Origin of the sequence: Rahnella sp. R3(2024), from assembly GCF_042920125.1 — a bacterium.
Lineage (GTDB): Bacteria > Pseudomonadota > Gammaproteobacteria > Enterobacterales > Enterobacteriaceae > Rahnella > Rahnella rivi.
On record NZ_JBHGBU010000001.1, the window covers coordinates 2,641,364 to 2,655,318 of the forward strand.

Below are 13,955 nucleotides of genomic sequence, written 5' to 3' on the forward strand. Positions count from 1 at the left end.
ATATTAAAAGTGATATAAAGGGATTTAATTATTTGAAATATATATAGATTATGGTGATTTTATTGGCGTAATTTCGGTGTGGTCATGCCTGTAAAGTGTGAGCTGACTCACTATGGAGAAAGCTTCAGATCTCCGCACCATGCTGGCAGGCGACTATTTACCAGTATTTTATACTGCAAAACACAGCCCCCATGCGGTTTGTCACTGTTTTTAACCGGGCCGTAATAATGTGCTAATGCAGCGGATGTAATAAGAATTATTCATACTGCCATGAATGACTTTATTTGCAGTAATAATGAATAGTTATGCCTGTGCGGGCAGCGCCTTTAGGGAAAGGATTAGGGAGTGAAAAGAGAAATACGTTAGCCAGAGGGCAGTTGGCCTGGCAACGGGCAGAAAATTGCCGGCCGATATTAATAATATCGCGGCAGAAATTAGTCAATATCTCTGCACTTATTTCCCGCATTGCACCACCGTAAGCCCCTGCACGGTGCAGGTCACAAACTTTCAGCTCAATACCGCCCCGCGCTCACCCCGGCAAGGTTTTGCGGTATGATTCAGTCGACTTCGTTTTAAGGGAACCGTTATGAAGCAAATCCGGGTTTTAGCGCAGTATTATGTCGATCTGATGGTCAAACTGGGGCTGGTGAGATTCTCACTGCTTCTGGCTTCTGCGCTGGTGGTGCTGGCGATGATTGTTCAGATGGCGGTGACCATGCTGTTGCGTGGTCAGGTGGAAAGTATCGACGTCGTCCGGTCCATTTTCTTTGGATTACTGATCACCCCCTGGGCAGTGTACTTTCTGTCGGTGGTGGTGGAGCAGCTCGAGGAGTCGCGCCAGCGTCTCACCCGTTTGGTCGATAAGCTTGAAGAGATGCGCCATCGCGATCTCGAACTGAATCAGCAGCTGAAAGACAATATTACCCAGCTGAATCAGGAAATTGCTGACCGCGTCAAAGCAGAAGAAGCGCGTCTGGCCGTGGTCGATAAGTTGAAACTCGAAATGCATCATCGTGAACAGGCGCAGATCGAACTGAGTCAGCAATCGGCGTTACTGCGCTCCTTCCTCGATGCTTCACCGGATCTGGTGTATTACCGTAACGAAGACAAAGAATTCTCCGGCTGTAACCGTGCGATGGAATTGCTCACCGGCAAAAGCGAGAAGCAACTGATCGGTCTGACGCCGAACGATGTCTATACCCCCGATATCGCCGAGAAGGTGGTGGAGACCGATGAGAAGGTGTTCCGCCACAACGTTTCCCTCACCTACGAACAATGGCTGGTCTATCCGGACGGGCGGAAAGCCTGTTTCGAGCTGCGCAAGGTGCCGTTCTACGATCGCATCGGTAAACGCCACGGCCTGATGGGCTTCGGGCGCGATATTACCGAGCGTAAGCGCTATCAGGACGCGCTGGAGAACGCCAGCCGGGAAAAGACGACGTTTATCTCGACCATCAGCCACGAGCTGCGTACGCCGCTTAACGGCATCGTCGGGCTCAGCCGCATCCTGCTGGACACAGAACTGGACAAAGAGCAGCACAGCTACCTCAAAACCATTCACGTCAGCGCCATCACCCTCGGCAATATCTTCAACGACATCATTGAAATGGACAAAATCGAGCGCCGCAAAGTGCAGCTCGATAACCAGACGGTCGATTTCACCGAGTTCCTGTCCGATCTGGAAAACCTCTCCGGCCTTCTGGCACAGCCGAAAGGGCTGAAATTCATCATGGATCCGGATTTACCCTTGCCGCGGAGCATCACCACCGACGGCACGCGCTTACGGCAGATTTTATGGAACCTGATCGGTAACGCCGTCAAATTTACCCGTGAAGGGGAAATCGTGCTGAGCGTCCATTACGAAGCGAACGACATGCTGCGCTTCGTGGTGCGCGATTCGGGAATGGGCATTCCGCAGGATGAGCAGGATAAAATCTTCGCCATGTACTATCAGGTGAAAGACCGTAACGGTGGCAAACCCGCAACCGGAACCGGGATCGGTCTGGCCGTTTCTAAGCGTCTGGCGCAGGCGATGGGCGGCGATATTACCGTCAGCAGCGTGCCGGGGCAGGGTTCCTGCTTCACGCTGACGGTGCGTGCGCCGACGCTGGATGCGCCGGTGACGCAAAGCGACGATAAAGAGGAGGAGATGCCGCTGCCGGCGCTTCATGTGTTGCTGGTGGAAGATATCGAGCTGAACGTCATTGTGGCGCGTTCGGTGCTGGAGAAACTGGGTAACAGCGTGGAAGTGGCAATGAACGGGCATGATGCGCTGGAGATGTTCGATCCCGACGAATTCGACCTGGTTCTGCTGGATATCCAGCTGCCTGACATGACGGGGCTGGATATCGCCCGCAAATTACGCACCGATTACGCCGGTAAGCATTTGCCGCCGCTGATTGCGTTGACGGCCAACGTGCTCAAAGACAAAAAAGAGTATCTCGACGCCGGAATGGACGACGTGCTGAGCAAGCCGCTGTCTGTTTCTGCCCTGACCGCGATGATCCAGCAGTTTTGGGATCATCAGCCAGAAGTATCCGTGATGGAAAAGGAGCCTGCAGTGATGAAAGACAGCGAAACTTTACTCGATACCGCCATGCTGGAGCAGTACATCGACCTGGTGGGCCCGCAACTGATTTATCAGAGTGCAGATATGTTTGAAAAAATGATGCCGGGTTATCTCGCGGTATTGGATTCCAACATGACGGCGCGTGACCAGAAAGGCATTGCTGAAGAAGGGCATAAAATCAAAGGTGCAGCGGGTTCTGTCGGTCTGAAGCATTTACAGCAACTGGCGCAACAAATTCAAACGCCAACATTGCCGGCCTGGTGGGATAACGTTCAGGAATGGATTGATGAGCTGAAGGCGGAGTGGCGAAATGATATTCAGGTGTTGCGTGAATGGACTTCAAACGCTGAAAAAAAATAACCCCAGCCGAAGCCGGGGTGCGCGAATACTGCGCCAACACCAGGGAAAATGGTAACCCACGATAGTTGTTAGGGTTTGGATTTCGCAGGTCTTGGAATTCAGGGTAAGTCTAATACATCCTGTAGCCATCAACATAACAAATATAAGCTGAACTGTTACAACATTCATTAAAAACTGTGATGTAGATTAGTCTTTGTCTATACAAAACATCAAGTCTTTATCGCAGGATTTTTGAGAGAATACAAATGAAGGTTGTTGATGACGTTATGACGGCATGCAATTTTGCTTATGTTCGTGAAAATTCAGACGGCGATTTGCTGGTTTTTTCTACAAAAACTGTGCGTAGTCCCCCTGAACACGCTGCACGGAACCCGCGGCAACTTACTGTAAACCATGGTGTATGCGTGAAAGTGGATTCGGACCGTCTGTTAAATGGCATAAGATTTCATCTGATTTGCAGTAGTGAAATAATTTCACTTAGGTAGACGTCCTGAATACCCGTCCGTTGTGTGAATTTTCGTCTGCATTGTGGTTTTTTTGAGTAACCGATTTGACTTAGTGACGCCAGAGGCTGGCGAGTATCTGATGAGTTTTCGTTCACTATCTAAAATTGAATGTATAAGTTTTGTTAATCAATAAATTTATGAATTGTTACGGAATGTAGCAAAAGAATACAGTCGATGCCGGGGAGTGAAAACCCCTGGGAACCGGTTCCCAGGATCTGGAACTCATTGATGATATGGATCAAAAGCCTTTTAATTTGGTTAATGTGCGGTTAAAAATGGGATAGGCCTGACCAGATTGTTAGCAATCTGTGTCTTGGTTTCGCTAGCCCGAATCCGGTGGTTCTTGCGGAGATTGATTAGATGGTCAGATGTGTTACGGAAAGCGCTTAATGAATAAATCTGCAAAAAAAGGTCTTTTACGTAAGCCACTGTTATGGCTCAAACGTGTGCTGATACTGTTACCCTGCTTATGGATAGCAGGAATTGTGATTTTCGCCTTTTTACCGGTGCCTTTTTCTGCCGTGATGGTGGAAAGGCAGGTATCGGCGTGGCTGACCGGTGACTTTGGTTACGTCGCACATTCCGACTGGGTGGCGATGGATGACATTTCCTCGCCGATGGCGCTGGCGGTGATGGCGGCGGAAGACCAGAAATTCCCTGAACACTGGGGATTTGATGTGGATGCCATTCAGTCGGTGCTGGACAGTGATAAAGACGGCGGAAAAATGCGCGGTGCATCGACGCTTTCGCAGCAGACGGCCAAGAATTTATTTTTGTGGGATGGTCGCAGCTGGATCCGCAAAGGGCTGGAAGCCGGGCTGACCGTTGGCATTGAAACGGTATGGACAAAGCGACGCATTCTGACGGTTTATCTGAACATCGTGGAGTTCGGCGACGGTGTCTTTGGCGTTGAACAGGCGGCACAGCATTTCTTCCATAAACCGGCCAGCAAACTGACCGCTTCTCAGGCGGCATTACTGGCTGCCGTGCTCCCCAATCCACACCTGTTTAAGGTCAACGCGCCTTCAGCCTACGTCATTCGCAGGCAACAGTGGATCCTGCGCCAGATGAGCCAGCTCGGCGGTGAGTCTTTCCTGGTGGAACATAAACTGCATTAATTTCCTGAGCAACGCACATAAAAAAAGGACAGCCAATGCGCTGTCCTTTTTCGTGATGGCCGCCGGAATTACTTCACGTAGGTGAATGCCGTGGTCACGTGTTTCACGCCGCTGACACCTGCCGCGATACCTGCCGCAGATTTACCTTCATCCTGTGTCACCAGACCCAGCAGGAAGACTTCGCCGTTTTCAGTGGTCACTTTCACGTTGGAAGATTTCACTGAATCACTGGTCAGCAACTGCGAGCGGACTTTGGTGGTGATCCAGGTATCGGTAGAGGCGGTACCCATGGTCACAGGTTTACCGGTGCGAAGCTCGTTATACACTTCCGTTGCACCCTCAACGCCAACCGCGATCTGCTTGGCGCGCGCGGCCATATCCGGTGTCGGGGTCTGGCCGGTCAGCAGGACTTTGCCCTGATACGCCGTCGCCACAATACGCGCTTCGTCCTTCAGCTGTTTGTCTTTGCTGATGGCATTAGACACCCTGGCTTCCAGCGTGCTGTCATCAACCTGTGTGCCGACGGTACGCGGGTCCGTGGTGGTTTTGGTGGCAACGCCAGCAACGCCAACCACTGCGGCGGCAACGCAACCTTGTAGCAGAAGGGCGCTAAACAGTATTGCAAAGAGAGGACTTGCCTTCATTTGATCTCCTTAATCGTCCTGGTGAGGGAACAGCGTGCTATCAATCAGATCACAGAGGCAATTCACTGTGAGCATATGCATTTCCTGAATACGGGCGCTGCGATGAGACGGGATTCGGATCTCAACATCATGAGGCCCCAGCAAACCCGCCAGCTCGCCGCCGTCATAACCTGTAAGCGCCACAATGGTCATATCACGGGTGACCGCGGCTTCAACGGCTTTGACAATATCACGGCTGTTGCCGCGCGTAGAAATAGCCAACAGGACGTCGCCCGCCTGGCCTAAGGCCCGCACCTGTTTGGCATAGATTTCATCATGCAGCCGGTCGTTAGCGATGGCGGTCAGCACAATGTTATCTGCACATAGTGAGATTGCAGGAAGGCTGGGACGTTCAGTTTCAAAACGATTAATCAGACTGGCGGAAAAATGCTGGGCATTTGCCGCAGAGGTGCCGTTACCGCAGCAGAGAATTTTATTGCCGTTAAGCAGCGATTGCACCAGCGTCATTGCGGCGCGGGAAATCGCGTCAGGCAAGGCTTCTGCCGCGGCAATCTGGGTTTGGATACTTTCGGTAAAGCAGACTTTGATTCTATCCAGCACGGGTTTTCGTCCAGTCAGTCGTCATAATATTTATTCCGCATTGAAGGCATCACGCAGCCATTCTATCTGGCTACCGGTGATGGCAAAAACATCAAAACGGCAAGATGATGTGTCAAAGCTTGCATGGCGTCCTGCAAGCCAGAAAGACGCAGCGCTTAACAAACGCTGCTGTTTTTGACGCGTTACGCTTTCCGCTGCGCCGCCAAAACGGGCGGTGCGCCGGTAGCGAACTTCAACAAACACCCAGGTTTGCTGGTCGCGCATGATCAGGTCGATCTCTCCGGTGCGGCACGCCACATTGGCAGCCACAAAGAATAATCCGGCGCTCTCAAGGTAGCGACGTGCGAAAGCTTCATACTGGTTTCCACACGATTTTGCGCCAGTGAACCGCGGCGTTGACACTTTTTCAAACATCAGTACATCCTTGTACCTGCCACTCTCGGAATACCGGTTCTGAAGAGCGGTTCCCGAGAGTGGCGATAGCCGTTCTTAAGAGGAAACCGGCAGCAGTGAGCCCTGACGGTATTGCAGCCACGGCATTTTACGGTGGATAACGCAATTGCTGTTGGCGCTCAAATCCCCGGTACTGCCGGAGACTTCAAAGCCCGGCAGGGTGCGCATTTGAGAGAAGTGATTCGCCAGACTCCAGGCATCAATCCCCATCGCGTACAGACGCACCAGTGAGTAGTCGTTACCGAATTTCGCGGAGGCCTGTTGCATCAGCGCCGGATTAGAGCCCGCCAGCAACGGAATGTCGCTGAACTGAACGCCTTCCATTTCCAGACGATAATCCGGGCCTGCACCGGCCTGATAGCTGCGGGAACTGGCGTACACGGACGGACGTGAACGGCCACTGCCGCTCATGTCGAGCATCGGCTTGATCAGCGTCAGTTCGCTTTGCGTGGCGACGACGTACACCGAATCCACGGCACCTCCTGAACTGCCCTGCACGATTTGCGCATCGGTCGGTGGCGCCGGGATGGTGATCCCGCCAATAGTCACGCCCTGTGCCTGGGCAGGAGCGGCGGTATTGCTGGTCATCACCGGGGTACCGGTCAGACGGATACCGCTGCCGATAGAAGAGCGCAATTCACCCGCTGAACCCAGCCCCTGCTTGAGGACAGTCTGACCGCCCAGTTTCTGCCATTCATTGGCAAAAGCCTGCGCGATACGGTCGCCAAAGTTGCCACGCGGAACCAGCAACAGCGGCATCCGTTTTTGCTGTGACCACATATGACGTGCGGCATCCTGCGCCTCGTCTTCCGGAGAGAGGGCAAAGTAACAGATATTCGGGCTGTTTTTCTCAGTTTCTGGCTGATTGAGCGCTAAAACATTCAGCGGTGTCTGGTCAGAAGCGAGTTCGTTGACCTGATCTTTGAGCAGAGGACCGACAACCAGCGTTGCGCCATCTTGCTGCGCCTGGGTGAGAAGCGCGGCCAGAGGCTGACCATTCGTGTCGTAAACTTTGACCTGAGCATTACTGCTGGCTACCGGAGTGGCGACAGGCGCAGGCGTTTGTGGCTGTTCAGCCTGGGTGGCTGTCGCCTCCGGCGCTGAGGTGCTGACGGCCGCATTCGGATCAACCGTCGGTTGCGCCTGAGCGTTTTGATCGGCAGCAGCACCTTGTGGCGCAGGTTGTGACACCTGACCGGTCATTGCCGCGTTAAAACCTTGCTGAATGGCGTTACCGTAAACCTGCGCCGGGCCGCTCATCGGCAGGAACAGGGCGATTTTACCGGTAGAAGCAGGCTGGAACGTCAGCACGTTATTAAGCTGCGTTGGCAGGTTTTTTGCGGCCGGATTGACCGGATAACGGCGCTGCCAGTCTTTAATACCGGCTTTCAGCAGATCGGGATCCTGCTTGTTACTCTGCCAGACGCTGAGTAAATCCAGCCATCCCTGCAATGTATTTTCATCCGCGTTGATCACGATGCTGCTCGCATCTTGCGGGGAAAGTTGCGTCAGCGACATCCAGGTACGATCGATATTGTCCTGATGCGGCTGGCCCTGCAACAGTGGCTCCTGCGCAATATACGCGCGGATCACGCCCAGGCTGACACGTCCCTGGCTGGCATCGATTTGCGCCTGATAGTAACGCGCCTTCTGATCGTTGGTCAGCGCAGTCGGATCGATGGTGCTCAGCGTGGTCGCCGCAGGGGCGAAATCTTTAATGGCCAGTTGCACTTCGGCCGTCGTCAGCTTTTGCTCCAGCTGCTGCGCGGCAGTGAGTTCTTGCGGCAGGGTCTTCAACTGATTGTAGGCTTCAGCCGCTTTGCCTTCACGCACCAGGGCACGCACTGCAAGCAATTGCCAGTCAGCCTTGTTATCATCACCGCTTTGCTGTGCCTGTTGCAGATAATAATCAGAGCTGCCAGTCGCCGCGCCCTGGACACTTTCAGTCGGTGCCTGTGGCGCCTGACCGGTACAGCTGGCGAGAAGCATCGCCACGATAATGGCAGGGAGTAAACGTCCCGAACGGGTACGAAAAGTCATTGAGGAAGGCATTCAGTTTCCAGTGATGTTTTTTCAAGATGCTCAATATTAAATCGGCAATCCGGATGAAACAATGAATCAACACGATCAAGCAGATATTTCTGCATCAACGCTGTACATCGTACCCACGCCAATCGGCAATTTAGGGGACATCACCCAACGGGCATTGGCCGTGCTGAGCAGCGTGGATTTGATTGCGGCGGAGGATACCCGTCATACCGGATTATTGCTGCATCACTTTGGTATCAGCGCAAAAATGTATCCGCTTCATGATCATAATGAACAGCAAAAAGCGGAGCATTTATTATCAAAACTTCAGGAAGGTCAAAGCATTGCGCTGGTTTCCGATGCAGGAACGCCGCTGATCAATGACCCTGGCTACCATCTGGTGCGCTGTTGCCGTGAAGCGGGTGTGCGCGTTGTACCACTGCCGGGTGCCTGTGCGGCGATTGCGGCATTGTCTGCCGCCGGTTTGCCGTCCGACCGCTTCTGTTATGAAGGCTTTCTGCCTGCCAAAACGAAATCACGAAAAGATACACTTCAGGCCCTGATCGAAGAGTCGCGCACGCTGATTTTCTACGAATCGACCCACCGGTTGCTCGACAGCCTGCAAGATATGGTTGAAGTCTGGGGGCCGGATCGCTACGTGGTGCTCGCCCGCGAGCTGACCAAAACCTGGGAAAATATTCGTGGTGACGCGGTTGGCGCATTGCTCGCCTGGGTGCTGGAAGATGAAACCCGCAAGCGTGGCGAAATGGTGCTGATCGTTGAAGGTCATAAAGCCGATACCGAGGCTTTGCCGGCGGAAGCGTTGCGCACGCTGGCGCTGCTGCAAAAAGAACTTCCGCTGAAAAAAGCCGCCGCGCTGGCTGCAGAAATTCACGGTGTGAAGAAGAATGCGTTGTATAAATACGCGCTTGATGAGCAAGAGGGTGACAAGTAGGTGATTTTCCCCTATCATCCGCCGCGGAGTTGACCAGACAGTCGCCGCTTCGTTGCCGTCCCTTTCGGGGGAGACAGATGGAGGGGAGGAAAGTCCGGGCTCCATAGGGCAGGGTGCCAGGTAACGCCTGGGAAGCGCGAGCTTACGACAAGTGCAACAGAGAGCAAACCGCCGATGGCCCACGCAAGTGGGATCAGGTAAGGGTGAAAGGGTGCGGTAAGAGCGCACCGCGCGGCTGGCAACAGTCCGTGGCAGGGTAAACTCCACCCGGAGCAAGGCCAAATAGGGGTTCACATGGTACGGCCCGTACTGAACCCGGGTAGGCTGCTTGAGCCAGTGAGCGATTGCTGGCCTAGACGAATGACTGTCCACGACAGAACCCGGCTTAACGGTCAACTCCCTCGTCAAAAAGAAAGCCCGCGCAGTGTTAACTGCGCGGGCTTTCACCTTTCTGAAATCCGAAAAACTCAGACCGGCAAATCAATCAGCAGCGCGCGCAATGGTGTGCTGGCAGACACGGTCAGGCTGTTTTCCTGATGAATAAATGCCCCATCGCCACAGGCCAGTCTTTGCGATTCGTTGCTGACAGCGCCCTGTGCATCAACCTGCCCGTGAATCGACTGCAAATAAGCACGCGGTCCGCGGATCGGTATCGAAATATGATCGCCTGCGGCTAAATCCAGATGATGGATCCACACGCTCTGGCGCAACTGCAGGCTGCCTGCTTCACCATCCGGCGAGGCCAGCAGGAAATGCTTCGCATCCGGCAGCATCATTTTCTGGGTAATTGGGTTTTCATGCTCGGGGCAGGCATCCAGCCACAGCTGCATCCGCGTCAGTGGCTGTTTCTCGCGGGTGTTCAGCTCGCTGTAGCTGACGCTGGCCTGCGTAGATAACAGCGCCGCTTCTCCGGCTTTCACCCGCACGCTATGACCTTCACTGTCGCGATACTCGGCCTCGCCCTGCAACACCAGATTGAGCACGTCAACGCGCGGATAAGTTCGCGGCTGAAAACTCGCCCCCGGTGCCAGCACTTCCTGATTCAGCACCCGCAAAGAGGCATAGCCCATCAGCTTGGGATCGAAGTAGTGACCAAAGGAAAACGTGTAGCGGGCTTGCAGCCAGCCAAAGTCAGCGGTGCCGCACTCTTTTGCCGTTCTGCTGGTAATCATGGCGGTCGCCTCAGTTAAAAATATCAATGGATAAATGGTAAGCGTCTGGACGTGTGATTGTTAGCCAGTTAATCTGGTCGCTATATTCAAATTTCCTGAAAGAGAAAAGAATGGCTAAGGATCGCGCACTCACACTGGAAGCCTTACGGGTCATGGATGCGATAGACCGCCGGGGCAGCTTTGCCGCGGCTGCCGACGAGCTGGGCCGCGTCCCTTCTGCCCTGAGCTACACCATGCAGAAGCTGGAGGAAGAGCTGGATGTGGTGTTATTCGACCGCTCAGGTCATCGGACAAAATTCACCAACGTTGGCCGTATGCTGCTTGAACGTGGCCGCGTGCTGCTGGAAGCGGCAGATAAACTGACCGTGGATGCCGAAGCGCTGGCGCGCGGCTGGGAAACCCATATAACCATCGTGTGTGAAGCGCTGTCGCCGGCAACGAAACTGTTCCCGCTGATTGAAAAGCTGGCGCTGAAAGCCAATACGCAGGTGTCGCTGATCACTGAAGTGCTGGCCGGCGCGTGGGAGCGCCTTGAGCAGGGGCGCGCAGACATCGTGATCGCCCCGGATATGCACTTTCGCTCATCAACAGAAATTAACAGCCGTAAGCTTTACAAGCTGGTCAGCGTGTACGTTGCCGCACCGGATCATCCGATCCATCTGGAAGCCGAGCCGTTGTCTGACGTCAGCCGCGTGAAGTACCGGGGCATTGCGGTGGCGGATACTGCCCGCGAGCGCCCGGTGCTGACCGTGCAGCTGCTGGATAAGCAGCAACGTCTGACGGTCAGTACGCTGGAAGAAAAACGTCAGGCATTGCTGGCAGGATTAGGTGTGGCGACGATGCCTTATCCGATGGTCGAAAAAGACATTACCGAAGGGCGTTTGCGGGTGGTGAGTGCTGAATACAATCACGAAACCGACATCATTATGGCGTGGCGTCGCGACAGCATGGGCGAAGCGAAAGCCTGGTTCCTGCGTGAAATTGTCAAACTGCTGGCTACGCGTGAAGTGAAGTAAGCGTCGGTCAGTTGCTACGCCACACCTTCCTCTGATGAAAGAGGAAGGTGCAGATGCAGATCAAAAACGCGTATCACGCCCGTGCTCAGATTCTAAATCCTGCGCGGGTCCGGTGGAGATAATGCCGTGAGGGTTGATCGTCGCGTGGCTGCGATAATAGTGGTGACGGATATGGCCAAAATCCACGGTTTCACGAATGCCCGGCATCTGGTAGATATCGCGCAGGAAGCCGTAAAGGTTCGGGTAATCGCTGATCCGGTAGCGATCGCATTTGAAATGCGTAACGTACACCGGGTCAAATCGCACCAGCGTGGTCCACAGGCGAAGATCGGCTTCGGTCAGCTGGTTCCCCGTCAGATAGCGGTGTTTACCCAGTAATTCCTCGGCACGGTCAAGCGCGGCAAACACACCGTCAACGGCCTCATCGTAAGCATCCTGAGACGTCGCAAACCCGGCTTTGTAGACGCCATTGTTAATTTGCGGATAGACCCATTCATTAATTTCATCAATCTGCGGGCGCAAGGTCTGCGGATAATAATCCCCGGCTTTTGCACCGACCGCATCAAAAGCGCTGTTGAACATGCGAATGATATCGGCAGATTCGTTACTGACGATGGTCTGCTGTTTCTTGTCCCACAGGATCGGCACAGTGACGCGCCCGGTGTAATCTTTCTGCGCGCGCAGATAGATTTCATAGGCAAAATTCAGGTGATACAAATCGTCGCCGGTGGCCGCCGGGAAATCCGTTCCGAAGGTCCAGCCGTTTTCCAGCATCAGCGGATGCACGACGGAAACGGGAATGATCTCTTCGAGGCCTTTCAGCGCGCGCATCAGTAAGGTGCGGTGCGCCCACGGGCAGGCGAGAGAAACGTACAGATGATAACGATCGCGTTCTGCCGTAAAGCCGCCCGCACCATGCTCACCCGGTGCGCCGTCTGCGGTGATCCAGTTACGAAATTGCGAAACGGAACGTTTGAAGTGCCCGCCGGTAGAGCGGGTGTCATACCAGGTGTCCTGCCAGATGCCGTCAACCAGTTGTCCCATCGTTATGTACCTTTTTATCAGATGTATTTTCAGAATAAAAAAGGGCGAGGTGATAAATCACATCGCCCTGCAGGTCTTACATATTATCTAATTATTTGAGTATAGCGTGGTATTGCCGCTGCGATGCCCGGCGTTATCCCTGGTGCGGACGATTACCAGTTTTTCTTGATCAGACGGTCGATGCTGAATGCACCAGGACCCGAAGCAAACAGGACGAAGAAACCACCGGCGATGGACAGGTTTTTCATGAACATCATCTGGTTTACGCCCTGGGCGAAATCAGTGTGGAAGATGACGGCGGTCAGGATGGTGAAGATTGCCGTGATCAACGCGGTAGTACGGGTGAAGAAGCCGAACAGGATCGCCAGACCGCCGCCAAATTCTAACAAGATAGTCAGTGGCAGGAAGAAGCTTGGCACGCCCATGGACGTCATGTAGCCCGCGGTGGCGGTGTAACCGTTGATTTTGCCCCAGCCTGCAACGATAAACAGAATGGGCATCAGGATACGTGCAACCAGCAAAGCAGTGTCTTGTAACTTAGTCATCTTCATCTCCGAAAGGTCATGCGCTCAAATTGAGCTAAAAATGTTACCGGCCCGGTCGGAAAATGTTTCCTGCCGTTACCGCATCAGTTGATGACGGAATAATAGGTCGGATGAATAAGTTTTGTTAGCAAGTAAATCTGTCTGAATGATTCAAAAAAATTGAATGGACTCTGGATTGTTATTCAAAAGAAAAGGGCCGGATGAGTATTCATCCGGCCCTCAGACGTGAAAGCATTGATACGAAAAAAGAGCGTTTATTTCTGAGCGAAAGTCTTACGGAACAGTCTGACCGTTCCCCAGATCCCGAAAGCCCGTCGTGACCAGCGCACAATCACGCTGGGGTGGCGAATACCGTAAACGGCAATCAGGCTTGAGCCCACTACCAGATATTTGCGCATATCAACGAGTTTCACCCAGCCGCGATCGATTTTCGCTGTGGCATCCAGCCAGTCATCACCGGCACGAGATAACTCCTGCCGCTGGCGCTCAATCTTGCGCATAATTCTGACTTTTTCGATAGCGCGGTTCGGGATGCTCATTCCTCGTCATCCTTTTCAAGCAGGGCACGGTCAACGTCCAGTTGCTTGCGCGTAAGGCTGAGCAGCGTCGAACGTTTGGCTTTCGCCAGCGTTAACATGCCCAGGATCACCGCGAGCAATAACAGCACGCCTGTGGTGGTGCCCATCGCCATCAGACGGTATGCCGGATCGATAGCCCAGAAAAGGACCACCAGCAGACTCATCAGGCCGAAGGCTGTAAAGATCAGGGTAATGCCGGCCATGAGCAGCAGTTGGAAAATATTGGCCTTTTCCTCTTCCAGCTCAATAACGGCCAGTCTGACGCGCGTTTCGACAATGCCGACCACCACAGTGGCGACACGTTGAATGATGTCGAAAAGCCCCTTACCCGGTCCTTGTGGTGAAGGTTTTAACGGTTCAGTCATGG

Annotated in this window: 13 protein-coding genes and 1 other RNA gene; 5 read left to right on the forward strand and 9 right to left on the reverse strand. The window is 53.5% G+C overall.

Translation table 11 applies throughout. The features are described from left to right. The first annotated feature begins 586 nt into the window (after nucleotides 1–586). Together arcB and mtgA are read left to right on the forward strand one after the other, a co-directional pair. A complete protein-coding gene (arcB, locus tag ABSH60_RS11995) occupies nucleotides 587–2,929 on the forward strand; it encodes an aerobic respiration two-component sensor histidine kinase ArcB (protein ID WP_390974099.1) in 2,343 nt (780 codons plus the stop codon). 895 nt (nucleotides 2,930–3,824) lie between these two features. After that, nucleotides 3,825–4,553, forward strand: coding sequence for a monofunctional biosynthetic peptidoglycan transglycosylase (gene mtgA / locus ABSH60_RS12000; protein ID WP_056776356.1), 729 nt, complete (start codon nucleotides 3,825–3,827; stop codon nucleotides 4,551–4,553). A 68-nt stretch (nucleotides 4,554–4,621) separates the two neighbouring features. On the opposite strand, the gene dolP is transcribed toward mtgA, so the two are convergent. The 4 genes from dolP to ABSH60_RS12020 all read right to left on the reverse strand — a co-directional run bounded on the left by dolP (nucleotide 4,622) and on the right by ABSH60_RS12020 (nucleotide 8,302). Then, entirely contained in the window at nucleotides 4,622–5,197 is a 576-nt protein-coding gene (gene dolP, locus ABSH60_RS12005; protein ID WP_056776359.1) for a division/outer membrane stress-associated lipid-binding lipoprotein, read from the reverse strand. Nucleotides 5,198–5,206: 9 nt separating this feature from the next. Beyond that, nucleotides 5,207–5,797 carry a DnaA initiator-associating protein DiaA gene (gene diaA, locus ABSH60_RS12010; RefSeq protein WP_056776362.1) on the reverse strand — a complete coding sequence of 197 codons (591 nt, stop codon included), beginning with the start codon at nucleotides 5,795–5,797 and terminating at the stop codon, nucleotides 5,207–5,209. A gap of 30 nt (nucleotides 5,798–5,827) precedes the next feature. Then, complete coding sequence (locus tag ABSH60_RS12015; protein WP_390974102.1) at nucleotides 5,828–6,211, reverse strand: YraN family protein; 384 nt, start codon at nucleotides 6,209–6,211, stop codon at nucleotides 5,828–5,830. 75 nt (nucleotides 6,212–6,286) lie between these two features. Continuing rightward, nucleotides 6,287–8,302, reverse strand: coding sequence for a penicillin-binding protein activator (locus ABSH60_RS12020; RefSeq protein WP_390974104.1), 2,016 nt, complete (start codon nucleotides 8,300–8,302; stop codon nucleotides 6,287–6,289). Between the two features lie 61 nt (nucleotides 8,303–8,363). Here ABSH60_RS12020 and rsmI point away from each other — a divergent pair, with 61 nt between their 5' ends. Both rsmI and rnpB read left to right on the forward strand, forming a co-directional pair. Continuing rightward, nucleotides 8,364–9,233 (forward strand): 16S rRNA (cytidine(1402)-2'-O)-methyltransferase, encoded by an 870-nt coding sequence (gene rsmI, locus ABSH60_RS12025; protein WP_390974106.1) that lies wholly within the window; start codon nucleotides 8,364–8,366, stop codon nucleotides 9,231–9,233. A 25-nt stretch (nucleotides 9,234–9,258) separates the two neighbouring features. Beyond that, nucleotides 9,259–9,637, forward strand: an RNA gene (rnpB, locus tag ABSH60_RS12030) — RNase P RNA component class A. A 63-nt stretch (nucleotides 9,638–9,700) separates the two neighbouring features. Here the strand turns inward: rnpB and ABSH60_RS12035 are convergent. Then, the gene (locus tag ABSH60_RS12035) at nucleotides 9,701–10,405 is read right to left on the reverse strand and encodes a pirin family protein (RefSeq protein WP_056776378.1); all 705 of its coding nucleotides are present in this window, start codon (nucleotides 10,403–10,405) and stop codon (nucleotides 9,701–9,703) included. A 110-nt stretch (nucleotides 10,406–10,515) separates the two neighbouring features. On the opposite strand from ABSH60_RS12035, the gene ABSH60_RS12040 reads away from it, so the two are divergent. Then, nucleotides 10,516–11,421, forward strand: a complete 906-nt coding sequence (locus ABSH60_RS12040) for a LysR family transcriptional regulator (RefSeq protein WP_056776382.1) — start codon at nucleotides 10,516–10,518, stop codon at nucleotides 11,419–11,421. A gap of 60 nt (nucleotides 11,422–11,481) precedes the next feature. On the opposite strand, the gene ABSH60_RS12045 is transcribed toward ABSH60_RS12040, so the two are convergent. The 4 genes from ABSH60_RS12045 to ABSH60_RS12060 all read right to left on the reverse strand — a co-directional run bounded on the left by ABSH60_RS12045 (nucleotide 11,482) and on the right by ABSH60_RS12060 (nucleotide 13,953). After that, nucleotides 11,482–12,465 carry a glutathione S-transferase C-terminal domain-containing protein gene (locus tag ABSH60_RS12045; protein ID WP_390974108.1) on the reverse strand — a complete coding sequence of 328 codons (984 nt, stop codon included), beginning with the start codon at nucleotides 12,463–12,465 and terminating at the stop codon, nucleotides 11,482–11,484. Between the two features lie 152 nt (nucleotides 12,466–12,617). After that, nucleotides 12,618–13,010 (reverse strand): DoxX family protein, encoded by a 393-nt coding sequence (locus tag ABSH60_RS12050; protein ID WP_056776388.1) that lies wholly within the window; start codon nucleotides 13,008–13,010, stop codon nucleotides 12,618–12,620. 254 nt (nucleotides 13,011–13,264) lie between these two features. Further along, a complete protein-coding gene (locus ABSH60_RS12055; RefSeq protein WP_056776392.1) occupies nucleotides 13,265–13,549 on the reverse strand; it encodes a YqjK-like family protein in 285 nt (94 codons plus the stop codon). After that, nucleotides 13,546–13,953 (reverse strand): phage holin family protein, encoded by a 408-nt coding sequence (locus tag ABSH60_RS12060; protein ID WP_122094431.1) that lies wholly within the window; start codon nucleotides 13,951–13,953, stop codon nucleotides 13,546–13,548. The genes ABSH60_RS12055 and ABSH60_RS12060 overlap by 4 nt, the downstream gene beginning before the upstream one ends. Between the last annotated feature and the right edge of the window lie 2 nt (nucleotides 13,954–13,955).